At 71.7% G+C, this 19,794-nt stretch carries 19 protein-coding genes; 3 read left to right on the top strand and 16 right to left on the bottom strand.

The genetic code is table 11. The annotated features are described in order from the left end of the window. Positions 1–297: 297 nt before the first annotated feature. The 4 genes from IG05_RS0113450 to IG05_RS0113435 are packed head-to-tail and all read right to left on the bottom strand — an operon-like array spanning position 298 to position 3,090. Positions 298–654: an MmcQ/YjbR family DNA-binding protein gene (locus tag IG05_RS0113450; protein ID WP_030342306.1), complete on the bottom strand. Its 357-nt coding sequence runs from the start codon at positions 652–654 to the stop codon at positions 298–300. Next, entirely contained in the window at positions 651–1,085 is a 435-nt protein-coding gene (locus IG05_RS0113445) for a VOC family protein (RefSeq protein ID WP_030342305.1), read from the bottom strand. The genes IG05_RS0113450 and IG05_RS0113445 overlap by 4 nt, the downstream gene beginning before the upstream one ends. After that, positions 1,082–1,753 (bottom strand): hypothetical protein, encoded by a 672-nt coding sequence (locus IG05_RS0113440; RefSeq protein WP_051789771.1) that lies wholly within the window; start codon positions 1,751–1,753, stop codon positions 1,082–1,084. The genes IG05_RS0113445 and IG05_RS0113440 overlap by 4 nt, the downstream gene beginning before the upstream one ends. Further along, positions 1,750–3,090 (bottom strand): APC family permease, encoded by a 1,341-nt coding sequence (locus IG05_RS0113435; RefSeq protein WP_078894164.1) that lies wholly within the window; start codon positions 3,088–3,090, stop codon positions 1,750–1,752. Before IG05_RS0113435 ends, IG05_RS0113440 begins: the two co-directional genes overlap by 4 nt. Before the next feature lie 72 nt (positions 3,091–3,162). Here IG05_RS0113435 and IG05_RS0113430 point away from each other — a divergent pair, with 72 nt between their 5' ends. From IG05_RS0113430 to IG05_RS0113420, 3 genes are all read left to right on the top strand, one after another. Continuing rightward, the gene (locus IG05_RS0113430; RefSeq protein ID WP_051789769.1) at positions 3,163–4,170 is read left to right on the top strand and encodes a GlxA family transcriptional regulator; all 1,008 of its coding nucleotides are present in this window, start codon (positions 3,163–3,165) and stop codon (positions 4,168–4,170) included. Between the two features lie 143 nt (positions 4,171–4,313). Next, a complete protein-coding gene (locus IG05_RS0113425) occupies positions 4,314–5,480 on the top strand; it encodes a metal-dependent hydrolase family protein (RefSeq protein WP_234335848.1) in 1,167 nt (388 codons plus the stop codon). Positions 5,481–5,497: 17 nt separating this feature from the next. Continuing rightward, a complete protein-coding gene (locus IG05_RS0113420; RefSeq protein ID WP_030342296.1) occupies positions 5,498–5,854 on the top strand; it encodes an NIPSNAP family protein in 357 nt (118 codons plus the stop codon). A 75-nt stretch (positions 5,855–5,929) separates the two neighbouring features. On the opposite strand, the gene IG05_RS0113415 is transcribed toward IG05_RS0113420, so the two are convergent. From IG05_RS0113415 to IG05_RS0113360, 12 genes are all read right to left on the bottom strand, one after another. Further along, complete coding sequence (locus IG05_RS0113415; protein WP_030342295.1) at positions 5,930–7,201, bottom strand: MFS transporter; 1,272 nt, start codon at positions 7,199–7,201, stop codon at positions 5,930–5,932. 6 nt (positions 7,202–7,207) lie between these two features. Next, on the bottom strand, positions 7,208–8,497 hold the full coding sequence (locus IG05_RS0113410; RefSeq protein ID WP_037813697.1) for an ATP-grasp domain-containing protein: 1,290 nt from the start codon (positions 8,495–8,497) through the stop codon (positions 7,208–7,210). A 121-nt stretch (positions 8,498–8,618) separates the two neighbouring features. After that, positions 8,619–9,956, bottom strand: a complete 1,338-nt coding sequence (locus tag IG05_RS0113405) for a cation:proton antiporter (RefSeq protein ID WP_267883306.1) — start codon at positions 9,954–9,956, stop codon at positions 8,619–8,621. 1 nt (position 9,957) lies between these two features. Beyond that, a complete protein-coding gene (locus IG05_RS0113400) occupies positions 9,958–11,733 on the bottom strand; it encodes an ABC transporter substrate-binding protein (protein WP_030342290.1) in 1,776 nt (591 codons plus the stop codon). Continuing rightward, positions 11,730–12,059, bottom strand: coding sequence for a hypothetical protein (locus IG05_RS0113395; RefSeq protein ID WP_030342288.1), 330 nt, complete (start codon positions 12,057–12,059; stop codon positions 11,730–11,732). Before IG05_RS0113395 ends, IG05_RS0113400 begins: the two co-directional genes overlap by 4 nt. Then, positions 12,056–12,937 (bottom strand): dimethylargininase, encoded by an 882-nt coding sequence (ddaH, locus tag IG05_RS0113390; protein ID WP_420707595.1) that lies wholly within the window; start codon positions 12,935–12,937, stop codon positions 12,056–12,058. Before ddaH ends, IG05_RS0113395 begins: the two co-directional genes overlap by 4 nt. Positions 12,938–12,993: 56 nt before the next feature. After that, entirely contained in the window at positions 12,994–14,268 is a 1,275-nt protein-coding gene (locus tag IG05_RS0113385) for an ATP-grasp domain-containing protein (RefSeq protein ID WP_030342284.1), read from the bottom strand. Further along, complete coding sequence (locus IG05_RS0113380) at positions 14,265–15,881, bottom strand: class I tRNA ligase family protein (RefSeq protein WP_051789764.1); 1,617 nt, start codon at positions 15,879–15,881, stop codon at positions 14,265–14,267. Before IG05_RS0113380 ends, IG05_RS0113385 begins: the two co-directional genes overlap by 4 nt. Next, complete coding sequence (locus IG05_RS0113375) at positions 15,878–16,246, bottom strand: cupin domain-containing protein (protein ID WP_030342281.1); 369 nt, start codon at positions 16,244–16,246, stop codon at positions 15,878–15,880. The genes IG05_RS0113380 and IG05_RS0113375 overlap by 4 nt, the downstream gene beginning before the upstream one ends. 50 nt (positions 16,247–16,296) lie before the next feature. Further along, positions 16,297–17,592: a SidA/IucD/PvdA family monooxygenase gene (locus IG05_RS0113370; protein WP_037813691.1), complete on the bottom strand. Its 1,296-nt coding sequence runs from the start codon at positions 17,590–17,592 to the stop codon at positions 16,297–16,299. Positions 17,593–17,647: 55 nt separating this feature from the next. After that, on the bottom strand, positions 17,648–17,908 hold the full coding sequence (locus IG05_RS0113365; protein WP_030342278.1) for an acyl carrier protein: 261 nt from the start codon (positions 17,906–17,908) through the stop codon (positions 17,648–17,650). Continuing rightward, on the bottom strand, positions 17,901–19,790 hold the full coding sequence (locus IG05_RS0113360; RefSeq protein ID WP_107051344.1) for an HAD-IIIC family phosphatase: 1,890 nt from the start codon (positions 19,788–19,790) through the stop codon (positions 17,901–17,903). Before IG05_RS0113360 ends, IG05_RS0113365 begins: the two co-directional genes overlap by 8 nt. Positions 19,791–19,794 lie beyond the last annotated feature (4 nt).

The following is a 19,794-nucleotide window of genomic DNA, read 5'->3' as shown; positions in this document are numbered from 1 at the left end:
TGGCTACAGGGGTGCGAGCGGCGTCATGTCCCCCTGGGCAGGGGGAGGCCGGCCGCTTCGACGAAATCCGAAGCAGACCGCTTCATGCCGGAATCAGGCAGATACCCCGCCTGGCGGCAGTTCGTCCCCCAAAGTTGTAAGTAGCAAGAAGATAATCCACCGGAGGGAGATGTGAAGAACCCGCGAAGGCGTGTGACTTTATTGTGATCACAAGGACACCGGGTCGGTGTCCGTGTCGCAGGGGGGCGTGAACGCAGCGGCCCGGCCGGGGTGGTGGGCCCGGCCGGGCCGGCGGTGTCACGGTTGCGCGGGCAGTGACTCCAGGTAGGCCTCGCCGACGGACCTGGGGACCGCCATCAGCCAGGCGTCCACGACGAGGGGGGCCAGTTCCTCGGGGGTGAGGGCCGGCATGCGCAACTGGACCCAGTTGTAGCGCAGGTCGGAGGCGCGGGGCAGCTGGAACTTGTCGGGCTCGGAGGCGATCAGGGACTCGCGTTCCTCGCGGGGGAAGGCGAAGCCCATCGTGGTCTCGTCCGGGGAGACCGAGGCGTACACGATGCGGCCGACCTTGAACTTCACGTACTCCCGGACCAGATGCTCCTGGGTGCGGGGCAGGTGCAGTGCCGCCGCGCGGACGTCGTCGAGGGTGATCACGCGCCGCACCCCCGGTCCGGTGCGTAGTGGACCAGTTCGATCAGCAGGCTGGCCGGCGCCGGGGCGTACAGGAAGACCACCGTCATCCCGTCGCGCGCCCCCTTGCAGGGCTGGGCGTCGACCGCCGTGAAGCCCTGGGCGCGCAGCCGGGCCGTCTCGCTTTCGAGGTCGTCGACCTCGAAGGCGATGTGGTACAGCCCCGCGCCCTGGCGCTGCAGGCGGCCGCTGATGGCGGAGCGTTCCTGGGTCGGGGAGACGATCTCCACGGCCGGGTTGCCCAGGCCGCCCCCGAACTGCCAGAACTCGCAGGCCACCCCGTAGTCGTCGGCGTGCCCTTCGTCGTACTTGCGCATGCCGAGCGTGGTCATGAAGGCGGCAACACCATCGGGGTCCTCGGTGGCCAGCCCGATGTGGTCTATACGAAGGATCACCTTGTGTCCGTTCGAGTCAATGTGATGTACGCGTAGTCGTCCAGCATCTTCGCGAGTGGCCGTCCGGGACACCTGTACAGGACGGCGAGCTCTTCCTCCTCCAGGCCGCTGTCGGCCAGGACGCGCCGGGCCCAGTCCCGGTTCAGCCGCTGGTGCGCCACGTAGGCCGCGGCGTCCCGGGCGCCGTGCAGCCTGCGGGCGATGGCCTCGTCCCAGGGGACGAGGGTGCGCGGGCGCAGCCCGTGGAGGAGTTTCGAGGCGGCGGTCGCGCCCAGGGTGCGGGGGCGCTCCGGCGGGCCGACGCGGAGCGCGGACAGGTCGGCGTAGCACTCGCCGAGGGGCGCGATGTCGTCGTCGGTGAGTTCGCGCAGCGGGGTGTCCGGGCCCGGGAGGAGCGGGTACCAGCGCGCTGTCCACGCGCGCAGTGCGGGACCGAAGACGTCCGCCTCGCCGGGGCGGGGATAGCGGATCCTGCATCCCCAGGAGTTCAGCCATTTCAGCGCGGCGGGCGGGTCGTCGTGCGCCAGCGGCGCGTACGAGGCCGTCACCGGCGGAGCCGGCGCGTCGACGTCCCGGCCCAGGAAGGCGGCCACCGCGAGGTGCAGGCTCCGTACGGTCGGGGGCGACCACGCGGCGGGCGTGGCCGCGGTGTGCGCCGGGAGGGTCACGATGCCGCTTCCTGCGCGTCGGCGGCCGTCTCCAGCGGCGGCACCGGGGGTACGACGGCCTGCTCGGCCAGTGCGCGGCGGCGCCGGTTCAGCCGCAGGTAGAGCAGGGCGGCGCCGGCGACGACCAGCGGCCAGAGCAGGTAGAGGCCGGCCATGATCAGCAGGGCCGCCACGGCGACGCACGCGCCCAGCGCGGAGGCGTGTCCCTTGGTCCCCTTCGGGAGCAGCCGTACGGCGGCGGCCACGCCGACCGCGTAGACGGCCACGAACGAGCCGGTGGTGAGCAGGACGAGCGGCTCGGTGCCCAGGCCGGTGAGCTCCACGGCGAACAGGGCCAGGAAGGACAGGGCGGACACGACGGCGAGGCTGCGCCGCGGCACCTCTCCGGCGACGCTGCCGCGGGACATCCAGCCGGGCAGCGCGCCGTCGCGGGCGAGGGCGGCACCGAGGTTGGCGGCACCGGCGTAGTAGGCGTTCATGGCGCCGGTGGTGAGCAGCAGTGCCGCGCCCGCGGCGAGGTAGCGGGCGTTGCCGCCCAGGCCCCGGGCCATCAGGTCGCCGAGCGGGGCGTCGGAGTGGGAGGCGCCGGCCCCGAGGACGACGATGACCGCGAAGGCCACCAGCAGGTACAGCGTGCCCACGATCACCACGGCCGAGTAGGTGGCCCGGGGCAGGTCGCGCGCCGGGCGCTTGAACTCGCCGGCCAGGTGGGTGATCGCCTCCCAGCCCGCGAAGCTCCAGACCAGGAGCGCGGCCGCCGGCACGACCGCGGACCAGCCGTGCGGGGCGAAGGGTTCGAGGTTGGCCGTGTCCGCCTTCGGCAGCGACAGCGCGACGGAGATCAGCAGCAGCGTGACGAGCAGCCCGGCCAGCATGAACTGGAACCGTCCCGTCACGCGCAGGCCCATCGTGTTGGCGCCGGTGACCACGACCATCAGCCCGGCGGCGGTGACGGTCGTGGTGGTGGTGCCGCCGCCCACGGCGGAGGAGACGTAGGCGCCGCCGAAGAGGGCCGCGGCGGCCGCGCCCGGCGGTACGGCGAGGTAGAAGCACCAGCCGACGACGGCGGAGGCACGCTCGCCGAACGCCTTCCTGGCGTACGTCGACACCCCGCCCGCGTCGGGGTAGCGGGCACCCAGAGCGGCGAAGGCGGCGGCCAGCGGAGCCGACAGGACGACCAGGGCCAGCCAGGCCAGCAGCGACGCGGGGCCGGCCTTCTCGGCGGCGAGTGCGGGCAGGGCGATGACACCGGTGCCGAGCACGGCGCCCACGTACATCGCGGTGCCCTGGACCGCGCTGAGGGTTCCCCCGGAGGGTTCTGACGTTGCTTCGCTCATGCGGGCCAGCATGGCCTCGGGACTTCCGTCCGCACCATCGGCTGTTTTGACAACGTGCGCTAAATTACCGACATGCGTCCCCACGTCATCGCGATCGCCGTCACGGATGCCACACCGACGTTCGAACTGGCCGTGCCGTGCGAGGTGTTCGGGACCGACCGCTCCGATCTCGTGGACCCCTGGTACGAGCTGCGCATGTGCGGTGACCCGTCCGGCCCGCTGCGCACGGCGGCCGGTCTGCAGGTGCGCACCCCCTACAGTTTCGACGACCTGCTCGACGCCGACACCATCCTCGTCTCCGCGTGCGCCCGGCCGGTCCAGCTCGATCCGCCCGCGCGGCTGGTGGAGGTGCTGCGCGAGGCCCACGGCAGGGGCAAGCGGATCGTCTCGATCTGCACCGGCGCCTACGTGCTGGCCGCCGCGGGACTCCTGACGGGCCGTACGGCGACCACGCACTGGATGAACGCCGGGGACTTCGCGCACCGCTTCCCCGACGTCGACTTCGTCCCCTCCGCGCTCTACACCGACGAGGGCGACATCCTCACCTCGGCCGGCACCGGCTCGGCCATCGACCTGTGCCTGCACCTGGTGCGCCAGGACCACGGCGCGGCCGTCGCCAACGAGGTGGCCCGCCGGATGGTCGTACCGCCGCACCGGGAGGGCGGCCAGTCGCAGTACACCAAGCCCCTGGTGCGGGCGGAGGCGAGCGACGACCTCGCGCCGGTGCTGCAGTGGGCGCAGGAGCGGCTGCACGAGCCGCTGACCGTTCCGCAGCTCGCCCGGGTCGCCCGGCTGGGCGAGCGCACGTTCGCGCGCCGGTTCCGGGACCGGCTCGGCATCACCCCGCTGCAGTGGCTGCTCCAGCAGCGGGTCCGGCTGGCGCAGGAGCTGCTGGAGACCACGGACGAACCGGTGGAGCACATCGCGCGGCGCACCGGGTTCGGCACGGCCGCCAATCTCCGCTACCACTTCGGCCGGGTCACCACCGTCTCCCCGCAGACGTACCGGCATGTGTTCCGGCACCGGGCCGCGCAACTGGCCCGGAATTCCGTGGACGCGGGCGCCGTTCTGACGCCGTGAACGGAATCGCGCCCGTCAGGGGCAACTAGCCTTCCCGAACACCGGTTGTCAGGGGAACACCCCTTTGGTTTGCTCCCTGCATGTTGCAGCGAATCGAAGCGGAACAGTTAATCCCCGGTCGCGGCGAACCGATTCAGAACGGCGTGGTCGTATTCGACGGGAAGACCATCGATTACGCCGGTCCCGCCACCGAGGCCCCCCCGACCCCACAGGCGGACACGGTCCGCGCCCGCACGGTGATGCCGGGACTGTGGGACTGCCACGGCCACTTCATGGGTCTGCGCTCGGCGGACCTCAGCGTGCTGCCCCAGGAACCGATCGCCCTGCGTGCGGCCCGCATCACCACCGATCTGCGGGCCGCGCTGAACGCCGGGGTCACCTCCGTACGGGAGACCGGCGGCCTGGGCATCCACCTGGTCCGGGCGATCGAGGAGGGCACCGTCCTGGGCCCGTCGGTCTACCCGGCCGGCACCACCCTGTCGACCACCGGCGGCCACGCCGACCTGCACAGCTACCCGACGTCCTGGGTGGAGGACTTCGGGCACCTCGGCGGTGAGCTGCGGCTGGCCGACGGGCCCGCGGAGTGCGCACGGGCGGCGCGGGAGCAGCTGCGCCGCAACGCCAAGCTCATCAAGGTGTGCGCGTCCGGCGGTGTGCTGTCCGAGGTCGACCACCCGGTGCACCAGCAGTTCACGGACGCCGAGCTGCGCGCGATCGTGGAGGTCGCCGGGATGGCGGACCGTATCGTCGCCGCGCACTGCCACGGCAAGCCGGGCATCATGGCGTCCCTGGAGGCCGGGGTCACCACCATCGAGCACGGCACGTACCTCGACGAGGAGGCCGCCGTGGCCATGCGCGAGTGCGGGGCCATCCTCGTCACCACGCGCACGATCTTCCAGGAGCTGCTCGACAACGGCCACATGCTGCCGGAGTACGCCCTGAAGAAGCTGCAGGCGACGGCCGGCCGGCACGCGGAGGCCCTCACCATCGCCCGCGAGCAGGGCGTGACGATCGCCGCGGGCACCGACATCGCGCTCACCGGCACCGAGCTGCCCGACTCGTGGGGCCGCAACGGACGCGAGCTGCCGCTGCTGGTGAAGACGGGCATGACCGCGCTGGAGGCCATCGAGGCCGGCACCGCGACCGGCCCCGCCACCCTGGGACCGCAGGCGCCGCTGTCGGGGCAGCTGCGCGAGGGGTACGACGCCGACGTGCTGGTCCTCGACGAGGACCCGCTCGTGGACATCGAGGTGCTGGCGCAGCCCGAGCACATCACCGGGGTCTGGAAGGCCGGAGTCCGGGTCAAGTGACCAGTCGAGGAGAAGACATGAGCGACGCGGCACCATGGCTGCTGGAGATCCGGCTGTTCACCGTGAAGCCGGGACTGCGGGAGGAGTTCCACCGCATCAGCAGGGACGGCACGATCCCGCTCATGCGCGACTGCGGCATCACCGTGGTCGCGCACGGGCCGTCCCGGAACGACGAGGACGGCTACTACCTGCTGCGCGCCTTCCGTTCCGAGGAGGAGCGGGTGGCCCTGTCGCAGTCGGTGTACGCCACTGACGAGTGGCTGGCGAAGTACGACGAGGTGGTGCCGGAGATGATGGCGAGCTACCAGACCTCGGTGGTGCCCGTACCGGGCCCGGCGCTGGAGGAGTTCGCCCGGAGCCTGGCGACCGGCTGACCGGCCGCCGCGACGGCAGCACGACGGCCGCCGGCCCATGCGGGCCGGCGGCCGTTCCTCGTGTGCGGGGGGGGGCTACGCCTCGGCCGGCTGCACGGCCGGCTCGTCGGCCGGCTCGGTCCGGTCCGGGGCAGGCGTACGGACGGCGGCGACGCCGAGTCCCGCCGCGGCCAGGCCGATCACACCGAGCAGCGGCCAGACGTCGTGGCCGAGCCGTACGAACAGCAGGCCGCCGAGGACCGGTCCGATGGCCGTGCCGAGCGCGTGCATGAACTGGAACGCGCCGATGTACCGGCTGCGCAGGTGCGCGGGGCCCGCCGTCGCCGGGTGGGCGAAGATCGCGGGGCCGCCGATGATCTCACCGAGCGTCCAGACCAGGGTGGCGCCGATGATCACGGCGGCGCCCATCGGCATGCCGTACAGGGCCACGCCGAGGCCCACCAGGGCGAAGGACACACCCACCGTGATCTTCGTGCGCCACTGCTGGGTCACCTTCGTGAGCGGGAGCTCGAAGGCGATCACCAGGAAGCCGTTGAGGGAGACCGCGGCCGTGTACCAGAACAGGTCGAAGTCGTGGGCCTCCACGTCCAGCGGCAGCGTGGACAGGTACTGCACGTAGATGATCGCGTTGAACAGGGTGGCCGTCAGGTACAGCACGTACCGGCGGTCGCGGAGCATCGCCCGGTACCCCCCGGCCGTGCTCTCCTCCTCGGACGCGGCCGTGTCCGTCGCAGCCCGCGCGGCCCGGCGGGGCAGGACGACGGCCGCGACGAGGGCGTAGGCCAGCGCGATCACCGCCTCGCCCCAGAACAGCAGGGTGTAGCTCTCCCCGCCGAGGTGGTAGAGGCCGAGGCCGACCATGGGCGCGGCCATGGCCCCCACGTTCAGGCACCACCGGTACATGCCGAAGACGACGACCTGGCTGCTGCCCGAGGTGAGTTCGGAGAGCAGGGCGGCCGCGGCCGGCCGGTAGAGCTGGGCCATGAGGCTGGCCAGGACGACCGCCACGACGAGCGAGGGGTAGTTGGGCAGGTGGAGCAGCGCCGCGGTGAGGACCGCGGTGCCGGCCATGCCCAGGATCGTGGCGTTGCGGGCGCCGAGGCGGTCCGCGAGGGTGCCGCCGAGCAGCACGCCGGCCACGCCGCCCGCTCCGTAGGCGCCCAGTGCGTAGGACGCCTCGCTGTCGGAGTAGCCGCGGTAGGTCAGGTAGAGCACGATGAAGACGTTGAGGAATCCGCCCAGCTTGCTCAGCAGCACGCCCGCGAGGATGGTCTTCACGGCCGCCGACGAATTCCTGAACGTGGCCCAGATCGCCACGTTCTCGTCTTTTTTCTCCTCAGTTGCCATGCACGTTCAACTCATCTCTCGCATGGGGGCGTTGTGATCGCTTCGCACGTCCAGTGCCGACTCGGCGGCGTCCAGTACGGCGCCGCACTCCTCGACGGAGTCGCCGGTGGCGATGGCGAAGGCGATCCGCCCCCACACCGTGCCCTTCGGCGGAGGTGACACGACGGCGCCGGGCCTGGCCACGGCCACCAGTTCCTCGACCCCGGCGGGCAGGCCCGTCTCGCGGAACGTGACGGACTCGATCCGCGTGTCGTCGTGCTCGACGTAGAAGAAACGGATGCCCGCGACCCGACGGCGGGACGGGGCGGCGTCGGGCGTGATGCCGCAGGCGGCCCGCGCCGCCGCCAGCCCCGGATCGATGCCCGTGGCCAGCATGCCCAGGTAGGGGATCATGTCGCCGCCGAGCCGGCCGTTGACCTCGATCAGGCGCGGGCCGGCGGCGGTCAGCATGAACTCGCTGTGGGTCCAGCCGTCCCGGAAGCCGAGCGCGGTGTGGGTGTCCTGGAGGGCGTCCAGCAGCTGCGGATCGGTGAGCAGCGGATCGTCACCGTCCACGAAGTGGCCGGTCTCCTCCGCGTACGGCGGGTAGCCCACGACCTTGCGGCCGATGAACAGGGGCGTCACCTTGCCGTCCTGGACGACCGCGTCGACGCTGATCTCCGCTCCGGTCACCAGCTCCTCGACGAGGACCGGCTGGTCGGTGCTGTAGAGCAGCGGCTCGGGGTCGGGCCCCTTCATCCCGGCGGTGAACGCGAACTTCTCCGCCAGCTCCGCGGCGCCGTCGATGCGTACGACACCGAGGCTGGCCCCGAGTCCGCGCGGCTTGAGGATCACCGGGTAGCCGATCCGGCCGGCCGCGGCCAGGGCCTCGTCGAGCGTCTTGACCGGCAGGGAACGGGGCTGCGCGACCCCGGCGGCGTCGAGGGCCGCGCGGGTCTGGCCCTTGTCGCGCAGCCGCCAGATCACGTCCGGCTCGCCGTTGCGCAGTCCGAGCGCCTCGGCCACGTAGGAGGCGGCGTGGATGCGTCCCTCGTCCCAGCACAGCACGCCGGCGACGGGCGTGTCCGCGTGCAGCCGGCGGGCCGCGTCGGCCATCGCCGGGCCGTTCAGGGTGCTGGGCAGGACCGTCCAGCCGGATATGTACTCCTTCTCCCAGGTGGGCTCGTCCACATGGAAGAGGTGGATGTCGAACTCGCTGCGAATGGAGCGCAGCAGATACTCGCGATACGTCCGCATGCCCGTGGCCACCACGAGCAGCAGCGGCCGCTGCCCCGTCGCCGGCTGCACTTGTGTCATATTGCCTTTTCCCTTCAGGACTTGGGGTGGCCGAGCGTGCACGGACGTGGACGGGTCGGCCTCACGCTAGTGCCGGATACGAGGTGGGAATCCGGAGCGTCGGAAATTCGTCGCGTATGCGTCAGGAATTCGACTCCAGCACCGGCTCGCCGGCCATCACCCGCTCCCGCACCCGCTCCTCGCGGGTGACGGGCATGCGGCGTACGGCGGCGCGCAGCAACGGCGCGGCGAGCACGGAGGTCACGATCGCGACCAGGACGATGATCGTGTACATCTCGGTGGTGAGGATCCCGAGCCGCAGCCCGACCATCGCGATGATCACCTCGATCACCCCGCGGGAGTTCAGCCCCGCGCCGAGCGCGAGTCCCTCCCAGTGACCGAGCCGGCCCGCCCTGGCCCCCGCGTACGCCCCGGCGAACTTGCCGGCGATGGCGACGGCCAGCACGAGCAGGGCCGAGCCGGCCACCTCGGGGCGGGCCAGGGCGGTCAGGTCGATCCGCAGGCCCGCGGTCGCGAAGAACAGCGGGGCGAGGACGGTGACGGCGAAGACCCGCAGCGGGGCCAGCCGCTCCCGGTCGGCCTCCCCCGAGGAGCCGATCAGGACCCCGACGAGGAAGGCGCCGATGATCGCCTCCATGTGCAGGGCGTGACTGGCCGCCGCCCCCAGCACGATGAGCACCGTGCACAGGGCGGGCAGGGACTCGCCGTTGCCGGACCGGCCGGACCACCGCAGCAGGCGGCGGACCAGCGGGCGGCCCAGGAACACGGCACCGGCGAGGAGCCCGGCGAGACAGACCACGGACCAGACGATGTCCGGGCCGTGCACGCCGGTGGTGGCCATCGCCGAGACGACGGACAGCAGCAGCCAGCCGGCGATGTCGTCGACCACGGACGCGCCGACGATCAGCTGTCCGATGTCGCGGTGGAGCAGCCCCATGTCGAGCAGGGTCCTCGCGATGACCGGCAGCGCGCTGACGCACAGCGCGACCCCCGTGAACAGGGCGAAGACGGTGCGGTCCACGCCGTCGGCGAGGAGCGCGGCCGGCAGCGCCAGGGCCACGGCCAGACCGCCGGCGAAGGGCACCACGAGGCCGCCCGCGCTCACCAGGACGGCGGCCCTGCCCTTGCGGCGGACCAGCCCGAGGTCGACGTTCATGCCGGTGATGCCCACCAGCAGCAGCACGCCGAGTTGTCCCACCGCGTCGAGCAGGTGCATGGAGTCCGGCTGCCGGGGCAGCAGCCAGGCCGCGAAGCCGGGGGCCAGCGGGGTGAGCAGGGACGGCCCCAGCACCACGCCGGCGACGAGTTCGCCGGCGAGGGAGGGCAGGGCGGCCCGCCGGGCCAGCCCGCCGAGGAGGACGGCCGACCCCAGCAGGACCCCGACCTGGAGGAGGAACATCAGCAGTGCGTGCGCCCCCAGGGGGGACACGGGGGACACCGAGGACACGGACAGGCTCACGTCACGTGTCCTCGCGGTAGTACCAGTTCTCGGGGTTGATCATCCCGAACGGGTTCACCGGCCCGAATCCCCCGAGGTCGTTCGACACCTCGAAGAGCCTGATGGGGAAGTTCGGTGTGAAGATGACCGGCACCTGCTCGGCGATGAAGTCCTGGTAGGCGTAGAGCGCCTCCAGGTCGTCCGAGGTGACGGACGCCTCGATGAGCTGGTCGGCCCGGGGGTCGGTGTAGTTGCCGAAGTTGCCGCCCGCGCCGGTCTGGAACAGGATCTCGCCGCTCGGGTAGTGGTAGGCCCAGCCGCCGTTCCAGCAGGTCATCTCCCACAGGCAGTCGGGTCCGGCACTGCAGGGCGCGTCCTCGGCGACGAGCACCGAGCCGTACACCTCCTCCATGCGCAGCTCGATGCCGGCGGCGGCGGCGTCCTTCTGGTACTTCTCCATCAGCCGGGTCAGTGCCGGGCGCCCCTCCACGTAGCGCAGCGAGAAGCTCAGCTTGGTGCCCGCCGGTATGCCCTCGCCGGCCTGGCCGGGTCCGGTGCCGGGGTTCACGCAGACCGCAGGCGTCGTGCTGGTGTCCCAGCCGTTGGCCGCCAGCAGCTCCCGGGCGCGGTCGACGTCGAACGGCAGCGGCCAGGCTCCCTCGCGCTGCCGCGGGGAGACGAGGTCGGTCGCCGGGACCATCGGCACGGGGCCGTTCTGCCGGTAGGCGTAGCCCTGGTAGATGTCGCGCACGGCGGAGTCCTGGTCGAGCGTGCTCTGCAGCGCCTGCCGGAAGTACGTCTGCCGGAAGATCTTCCCGGCCACCGTGGGGTTGTTGTAGTTGAGGCAGAAGTAGCGGATGCAGAAGGCGGCCTGCGGCACCAGCGTGTAGTGCTCCGCCAGCGGGTTGGGCCCGCCCACGGTGGGGTCGGTGGCCGGCTCGGAGGCGAAGCTGAGCGGCAGGTAGCCGACCTGGATGCCGCCCTCGGCGCGCGGGCCGGCCTTGAGCAGCTCGTACTCCTCGTCGTCCGAGAACGTCGGCACCTGGCGGAACTCGTCCAGGTACGGCTTGTCGGGCCCGGAGTAGTGCTCGTTGGGCACGAAGGTGACCAGGCCCTCCAGCGTGTAGCTCTTCAGGCGCCAGGGGCCGCTGACCACGCTCCATATGGGGCTGTCGGCCCACCGGGTGCGGTGCTCGTTGCCCTCGTCGACGATGTCGCCCTGCTCCGCCATCAGGTAGTCGTAGACGGCGGCCACGTCGGCCAGGCCGCCGGAGGCGTCGGCGGGTCCGTCCGCGGTGCGGTCCCAGGCCTTGGGCAGCGGGGTGATGGTGCTGAGCTGGTTCATCAGCACCCACTTCTTCGAGTAGGCCTTGTCGAAGGTGAAGTAGACCGTGTCCTCGGCGAGTTTGCCGTACGAGGTCAGGTTGTCCGGGAAGTACCCGGGCACGTACTCGCCGTACCGGTCGCCCTTGACCTTCATCAGGTTCACCCAGAACAGCACGTTGTCCGCGCACAGGGTCTCGCCGTTGGACCACTTCCACGGCTTGACCTTCACCGTGACGGTCAGTCCGTCCTCGCTCCACTGCGGCGGCTCGCCGATGCTCTGGGCGTAGTCCACGTCCGGGGTGCCGCGGCTGCCGAAGTAGTACAGCGGCCGGTACATCAGCATCTGGAACTCGTAGATGTTCCGGGTCCCCATCCGCTCCGCGGGAGTGAAGGGGAAGATCACCGCGGGCGGGAACCCCGGGGCGCAGGCCCAGGTCACCGTGCCGCCCTTCCTGGGCGTGGACGACGTCATGACCTGACCTCCTTCAGGTACGAGACGCCCTGCGCCGCGTGGGCCCCGTAGCGCACCCACTCCTCGCGCAGGTCCACGCCGCCGTCCGCACGGATCTCGGGGGTGCTGCGGCAGCGCCCGGACACCACCTCGCCGTCGTCCAGGACCATGGAGTACGCGAAGTCCAGGGAGCCGTCGGGGGCGCAGACGCCGGTCAGCGAGCCGCGCCGGGCCCTGCCGCCGGAGAAGCTGCCCCACAGCAGGTCGCCCTCCTGCCGGTAGACCGCCGTACGTCCCTCGGCCTCCGCCTCGGCCGGGCGGAACCGGCGCCCGTCGTAGTTGATCATGCGTCGGCCCCCGGCACCCGGTCGCGGATCTCCAGCGTGCAGCACTTGGAGCTGCCGCCGGACTTCAGCAGCTCGGACAGGTCCACGCCGATCGGCACGAAACCGCGGCTCCACAGCGCGTCGATGAGGTGGGTGGCCTGCTCGGGCAGCAGCACGTGCCGGCCGTCGGACACCGCGTTCAGCCCGAACACCGCCGCGTCGTCCTCCGTCGCCTCGATCGCGTCCGGGTACAGGTCGCGCAGCTTCCGGCGGCTCTCGGCGGTGAAGGCCGCCGGGTAGTACATGATCTCCTCGTGGTCGAGCACGGCCAGGGCGGTGTCGAGGTGGTAGAAGCGCGGGTCGACCAGTTCCAGGGTCACCACCGGCAGGCCCAGGAAGCGCTCCGCCTCGGCGTGCGAGCGCCGGTCGGTGCGGAAGCCGGTGCCGGCCAGGATCCGGTCCCCGGTGACGAGGTAGTCGCCCTCGCCCTCGTTGATGTGCTCGCCGTCGTGGACCTGGTACCCGTGCGCACGGAACCAGTCGGCGTAGGCCGGGCCCTCGTCGGCGCGCTGCTCGTGGCGGAACCGGGCGGCCAGCACCTTGCCGTCGACGACGGTGGCGCCGTTGGCCGCGAACACCATGTCGGGCAGGCCGGGGACCGGTTCGATCAGCTCGACCTGGTGGCCGAGACCGAGGTAGAGGCTGCGCAGCCGCTCCCACTGGGCGACGGCGAGGGCGGTGTCGGTCGGCTTCTCCGGCTCCATCCAGGGGTTGATGGAGTAGACGACGTCGAAGTGGACCGGCGAGCACATCAGGTAGCGCCGGGGCCGCACCGTCCGGACGGGGCGGCCGCCCTCGGCCGCGGTGCTGCGGGGTGCGGGCGTGGTGTCTTGCTGCACTGTCGGTTCTCCTTGCGCAGAGGTGGGACGGGAGTCGTCGGACGGTGGGGCGGGGGTCAGGAGACCGCGGCGGACTCCTGCGGAGCCGGCCGGCGGAACGTGACCTTGATCCGGGAGGCGAAGTCGGTCATCGTGCGGAACGCCTCCTCCTGGGAGGCTCCCGTCGTCCCCAGGAAGCCGAGGATGGTGTTGCCGTCCGGGGGCCGGCGGATCACGTCGCCCGGCCGGGCGGTGATCTTCAGCAGGAAGACCCGGTCCGACTCGGCGACCTCCGGCGGCACCTCCACGTGGTCGACCACGCCCGCCTCGCTGATCAGGCACATGGCGGTGATGTGGGTGCCGGTCGGCCGGAAGTGCCGTACGTCGGGCCGCACGCCGCGCCCGATGTCCACCACGGCCCTGATCGGGTCGTGGTCGGCCGTCTTGCGCGCGATGAGGTCGAGGCCGCCCCCGCCGACGCGGGCGGCGATCTCCAGCAGGTGGGGCTCGCCGTCGTGGTACCTGACCTCGGCGTGCAGCACGCTGCGCCGCAGCCCCTGGGCGTGCGCCCCGGCCAGGACGGCCCGGCGGACCTTCTCGATCTCCTCGGGTCCCAGCGAGGTGGGCGCGTGGTGGACGTCGTCGTCGAAGGTGCCGCCCTCGGCGGTGATGCGGTCCACCACCGAGCCGAGGTAGACGTCGTCGTCCCAGACGACGGCTTCCATCAGGTACTCGCGGCCGTCCAGGAAGGACTCCACGAGCAGCCCGTTCGGGCCGAGGTCCACTCCTTCGGCCTCGGAGTTGACCCAGAACAGGTCGCGGATGCCCTCGGCCGCCTGGGCGTGCCGTACGGCCATCTCCTCGGGGGTGTCGACCCGGAAGACGAAGTGGCTGCCCGCGCCCAGGGTCGGCTTCAGGATGACCGGGTAGCCGAAGTCGGCCGCCGCCGCCAGCGCGTCGTCCAGGCTCTCCACCAGCCGGAAGGACGGGATCGGGGCGCCGGCCCGCTCGTAGGCCTGCCGCATCAGGTACTTGTTCCGGCTGCACACGGCGGCGGGTACGCCGATGCCCGGCAGGCCCAGCGCGTCGGCGACCGCGGCGACGGTGATGACGGAGGACTCGGAGAAGGTGATCACACCGTCGAAACGTTCCTCCGCGTGCCATTCCCGGGCCCTGGCGACGATGTCGTCGATCTTCCGGGAGCCCGCGGTCCGATAGCGGTCGGCCCGCCAGAAGTCCTCCGTGCCCTCCCCGTTGAGCACGTAGAGGTCGACGCCCAGGTCCTCCACCTGCCGGTAGCGGCCGTGGTAGTAGTTCAGGTACTGCACCGTCTCCAGCGTGAGCAGCTTCATGCCGCCACCTCCGTGCGTCCGGCGCCGTCCCGGGTGGCCAGCGGCAGCCGCGGCAGGGCGAACGGCGCTATCTTCTCGGGCTGTTCGGCGTTCAGGGCCAGCTCCACACCCGCGGCCGCCGCCTCGGCCGCCGTGTCGACGAGCAGCGGAGCGGCGCAGGCCAGCAGCGCCCGCACCTGGAGCAGCAGGTCGCCGGCGACGAGCGGGTCGTCGCCCTCGAGCGCGTCCTGGGCCGCCACCGCCAGCCGGCCGACCGCGGCGGTGACGTTCTCGGCGCTGCGGCCCAGGCTGAACGACTCCAGCCCGTAGGTGAGGCGGAACCGTTCGATGATCCCGGCGGCCCGGGCCCGGCCCACCGCGGTGGTCGGCAGCGGGCTCGCGGAGCCGGCCGGGGCGATGGCGGCGAGCGCCTCCGCCAGCCGGTTCCAGGGCCCGGTCAGCCGCCGCCCGGTCACCTCGGTCAGGGCCGCCGTGCTGAAGTTGGTGCGCTGGTACTCCGGTGCGGTCAGCGCCAGGTAGAAGCGGACCAGGTCCCTGGGCACCTCCGCCAGCAGGTCCGCCGACCAGATCAGGTGGTTGCGGCTGGTGGAGAACTTCTCGCCCTCCAGGTCGTAGAACTCGTTGCTGATGTTGGCCTCGGGCAGGACGTAGCGGTCGCCGTGCGCCATCAGCAGCACGAGGTCCATCAGACCCCAGTGGTAGACGTTGTCGAAGCCGTGGAAGTACACGAGCTCGGTCCCGTTCTCGGCCCGCCACAGCTCGTCGACGCTGTCGGTGGCCTCGCCGCGCTGCGCGGCCGACCACCAGGTGCTGTACATGACGGCCGGCATGGCCTCCACCCAGGGGTAGAGGATCTGCCCCGGCGTCTCCGGGAAGGGCGCCTCGATGCCCCAGTCGCCGGGCACCGTCACCGGTATCTCCGGCAGCGGACGGGCCAGCAGCTCGCGGACCAGCTGGGCGGCGTGCGGCCGCCAGCGGGGGAGCCGCTCGGCGAAGTAGGAGGTCAGCCGGTCCCGGTACTCCTCCATGGGCAGCACCAGGATGGTCGCCTCCCGGATGGTCACCGGGGAGTCGGGCTCCAGCACCGACCGCGGGCCGAGCAGTTCGTCGGCGTTGTTGGGGTGTCCGCACCCCTCGCACACGCCCCCGCTGCTGCCGGTCAGGCACACCGGGCAGTGGCCGGTCATCAGGCCGTCGTACAGGTACCGGCCGGTCTGCTCCGCGTACGGCAGCCGCACCGTGCGCTCGCGCAGGCGGCCGGCCTCGTGCAGCCGGGTGAAGAACTCCAGCACCGTGGCCCGGTAGCGGTCGTCGACGGGGGGCAGGCCCTGCATCGACAGGCCCATCGCGGTGATGGTCCGCTCGATCTGCGCGCTGGACGTGGCGCACAGCTGCTCCGGCGGTACGCCGAGCCGGCGGGCCGTGGTGGTGACGTAGGTCTGGCTGTCGTCGGTGCAGGTCGTGTAGATGACGTCCCGGCCGTCGGCCGCCAGGTAGCGGCTGTAGACGTCGCCCGCGAGGTACGGGCCGGCCATGTGCCCGATGTGCAGGTCGCCGTTGGGGGTGGGGGTCGCCGCGACGACGACGGCGCGGCGCTCGGCGCGCTCGCTCATGCCGTCTCCTCCTGGTGCCGGGCGCTGAACCGCTCGGCCAGCTCGGCGTCCCACCAGACCGCGTACATCTGGAAGTCGGCGTCCGACTCGTTGACGACCTGGTGCCGGGTACCGGGCTTGAAGTGGACGACGTCACCGGCGGTGAAGGGCACCTTCCGGCCCTCGCTGATGATCGCCGCCGCACCGGTCATGGCGATCCAGACCTCGTACTCGTGGTGGCTGTGCGGGCCGGATTCCGCGCCGGGCGGTACGACGCACCAGGAGCCCTCGAAGGGGGCGTTCAGGTCCGGCCAGGGGAACAGGCGCTGGGCGCGCAGACCGTTGTCCGGTGCGAGGTTGTCCCGGTCGAGCTCTCGGATTTCCACGTTCGTCTCCTCTGCCGCTCGTTGCGCTGACGAAGTTGGGCGGGGTCCGCTCACAGGGCCGTGGCGAGCAGGGCCTCGTCGGACGCGGCGCCGCGGCGGGCCAGCAGGTCGGTCACGATGTCCTTGGAGCGCATGGCGAGCACGCTCAGCAGGGAGTCGGCGATGCCGTGCGTGGCCTCGTTGACGCCCTGGAGGTAGCAGTTGGCGGTGAACGACTCCGGCAGCCGCATCCGGTAGTTGCGGTCGACGGTGGCCTCGCCGGCGCCAGCCGCCGCGGCCAGCTCCCGCACCATCGCGGGCATGTCCCGCACGAAGCCGGTGCCGAGCAGGACGAGGTCGCAGCGCAGCTCCGCGCGGTCGCCGGACTTGCGGTCGACGGTCTCCAGGACGACCTCGTCGCCGTCCATGCGGGCGCCCGCCACGTCGGTCAGGGTGAGCATCCGCATGCGCTCGGTGCCGCGCAGCCGCTCCTGGTACATCTCGCGGTAGAGCGTCTCCAGCATGGCCGGAGCGAGCCCGGCGTAGTTGGTGACGTGCATCTCGCGCAGCACCTGGCGGCGGGTCTCGGACCGGGTCGCGTAGAAGTCGTCGATGAAGGACGGGTAGAACAGCTCGTTGGTGAACTTGCTGGTCTGGTAGGCGTTCAGCCCGATCGAGCGCATCAGCATCGTGCACTGCGCCTCGGGGAAGCGCTGGTAGGCGGCCCACAGCAGCTCGGCGGCGCTCTGCGCGCCCCCGATCACCACGATCCTGCGCACCTCGCCCGGGTCGACCTGCTCGATCCGCTCGGAGTAGCGGGTGCTGTGGATGACGCGGTGCTCCGGCAGCCCGGTGAGCTCGGCGGGCACGTACGCGTCCCGGCCCGCGCCGATCACCAGGTTCCGGCTGGTGATGACCGAGCCGTCGGCGGTCCGCGCCAGCCAGTGGGAGACCTCGCCGCCTTGGACCGGACCGGGCTCGATCGACACGCACCGGCGGCCGTACTCGACCTGCACCTCGCGCAGCGAGGAGGCCACCCACTGCAGGTATCCGGAGATCTCCGAGCGGTACGGCGTGAACGTGCCGAGGTTGATGAACTCGTCGAGCCGGCCGATCGAGTACAGGTAGTTGACGAAGGAGAACTCACTGCGCGGGTTGCGCAGCGTCACCAGGTCCTTGAGGAAGGAGACCTGGCTCTGGGTCCAGGGCAGCATCATGCCGCGCTGCCAGACCGTGTCGTCGTGCTGCTCGATGATCAGGGTGCCGGCGGCCAGCTCCTTGGGCGCCAGCTCCTCCAGCGCGATGCCGAGCGCGAGATTCGCCGGACCGGCGCCTATGGCGAGGACTTCGACTTCTTGGTGCCGCAATTGGTACCTCCCGGAGTTCCTGGTGGAGTTCCTTGCTGCGAATGGGGGCGTCGTCTCACGGACGGGACGACTCACCGGCCCGGACCTTCTCGATCAGCGCGACCATCTCGGTGACGGTGTAAGCGGCGTGGAAGGACCGCAGGTCGAGGCTGACGGCGCACTCCTTTTCCAGGCGCACCAGGGCTTCCATCGAATTCATGCTGTCCCACCCGAGTGCCGCGAGTGCCGCGTCGGCGGGGATGTCCGCGGGGTCGGCGCCCAGCACGTCGGCGATGATTTCGGTCACCGACTCCTCGATCGAATCCGATTCACTCATGCGGGGATCCATTCCTTTCGTTCAGTGCGATCCATTCGGGTGCGATCCCCGCCGCGGTGGCCGCGTCGAGGGTGAAGACCTGGGCGTCGGCGGCGGCCGTCTCCTCCGCGGAAGCGGCCGGGGCGAATCCGGCGCCGGTCCAGAAGTCCGCGGCCACGCCGTTGCGGTCGGAGCGCCGGAAGTGGCCCTCGACCGTGCGGGCACCGGCCTTCGCGGCCTCGCCGGCGAGCCAGCCGACGGCGGCCCGTTCCACGCCCCGGCTCAGCACCCGGCAGCTCAGGACGAGGTTGAGGACCCGCCACACGTCCGGGGTGCGCTCCACCCACAGGGCGCCGACGATGCCCTCGTCGCCGAAGCGGTCGGTGACCGACACGGACAGCACCAGGTGGCCGTCGTCCTCGCTCATCCGCCGGGTGGCCGCCTCGTCGTAGCGGATCCCGGTCAGGTTGAACTGGTTGGTGCGGGCGGCGAGCTGGGAGATCCGGCTGATCGTGTACTCCGTGGCGGGCGCCACCTCGACACCGAGGTCCAGCGCCTTGAGGAAGTCCTCCGAGGAGTCGAACCCGGACGAGAAGTCCCCGCGCAGCGCACGGTTGCGGTACAGCTCGGGGCGCTTGCGGTCGGTGTCGGTGAGTGCCACGACGTCGAACCAGCCGTCCCGCAGCAGCGAGTCCACCAGGTACGCGGGGTCGCCGGCCGCGGAGACCACCGCGACCTCCGGCAGTTCGTCGCCGACCTGCGCGCGCTCGAAGTCGGAGTCGTCCATGAAGACGAACGACTCCGTCGACAGGGACAGCGACTCGGCCGCCCGGCGCAGATTGCCCGCCTTGGCCGACCAGTCGACCATCCGCACGGAGAACGTGTCGGGCCGCAGCACCACGTCCGGGTGCTCGGCGAGGACCCGGTCCACCTGGTCCTGGTCGTTCTTGCTGGCCAGGACGAGGATGACGCCCTGCTCACGGAGCCGTGCCACGGTGCGCTGCAGCTCGGTGTAGCAGTTGCCCGGGTACAGGCCGCCCAGCTGGACGCCCTGGGCACCGACCTCCCCGAGCACGCCGCCCCACAGGGTGTTGTCCAGGTCGAGGGCCAGCACCTTGCGGGACAGTCCCGCCCGGGCCTGGGCGACCCGGCGCACGAGCCGGGCCAGCAGCAGCAGGGCGTCGTCGCCGTAGGGCAGGTCGCCGTACCGGTACAGCCGTACGTCGCCCGCCTGGACCGGTGTCTCGGCCAGTTCGCCGACGAGGTCGACGGCGACCACCTGGGCGTGCTCCTCGCCGAGGGCGAGCAGGGCCGCGTTGAGCTGGTACCAGGCGCGGACCACCTGGGACCGGGCGCGCACGCTGATGATGCCGTGGCGCACCTGCGCGGGCAGCGGGACGGTGTGCACGACGACGGTGGCGGCGGTGTGCTGCAGGGCGCCGGCCAGCAGGGTGCGGAACTCCTCCAGCCGCCCCTCGACGTGCTTCTCCAGCACGTCCGGCTCGGCGGCGCTCCAGTCCCCCGGCAGGAAGTATCCGGCGTCCAGCAGCACCGGGACCAGCCCGGGGTCGCCGTCGCGGGTGAACGACCCGGTGGCCAGGGACATGTCGAAGGTGCCGTAGTCCGCGGCGCGCACGGTGGGCAGCAGTCCGGCGCCCACCAGCTGGGCGCGCAGCAGGGGTTCGAACGGTCCGATGGTGCAGGTGGCCAGCACGGCCACCTCGACCTCGCGGGGCCGGTCCCCGTCCACGGTCAGGTTCTTCAGGATCCGGCCGGCCTGCCGGGCCAGGGTTGGATCGTCGCTCTGGAGCAGTGCCCGGCGGGTGCGGGGGCCGGGCATGCGCCGTTCCCGTACGGCCGCGCGCAGGGCGCCCGCCGGGTTCTCGCTCTCGCTCTCGCTCACGATG

Origin of the sequence: Streptomyces sp. NRRL S-1022 (assembly GCF_000720135.1) — a bacterium.
Classification (GTDB): Bacteria; Actinomycetota; Actinomycetes; order Streptomycetales; family Streptomycetaceae; genus Streptomyces.
Note: the sequence above shows the minus strand (reverse complement) of the source record. Positions and strands in the feature narration are given on the sequence as shown.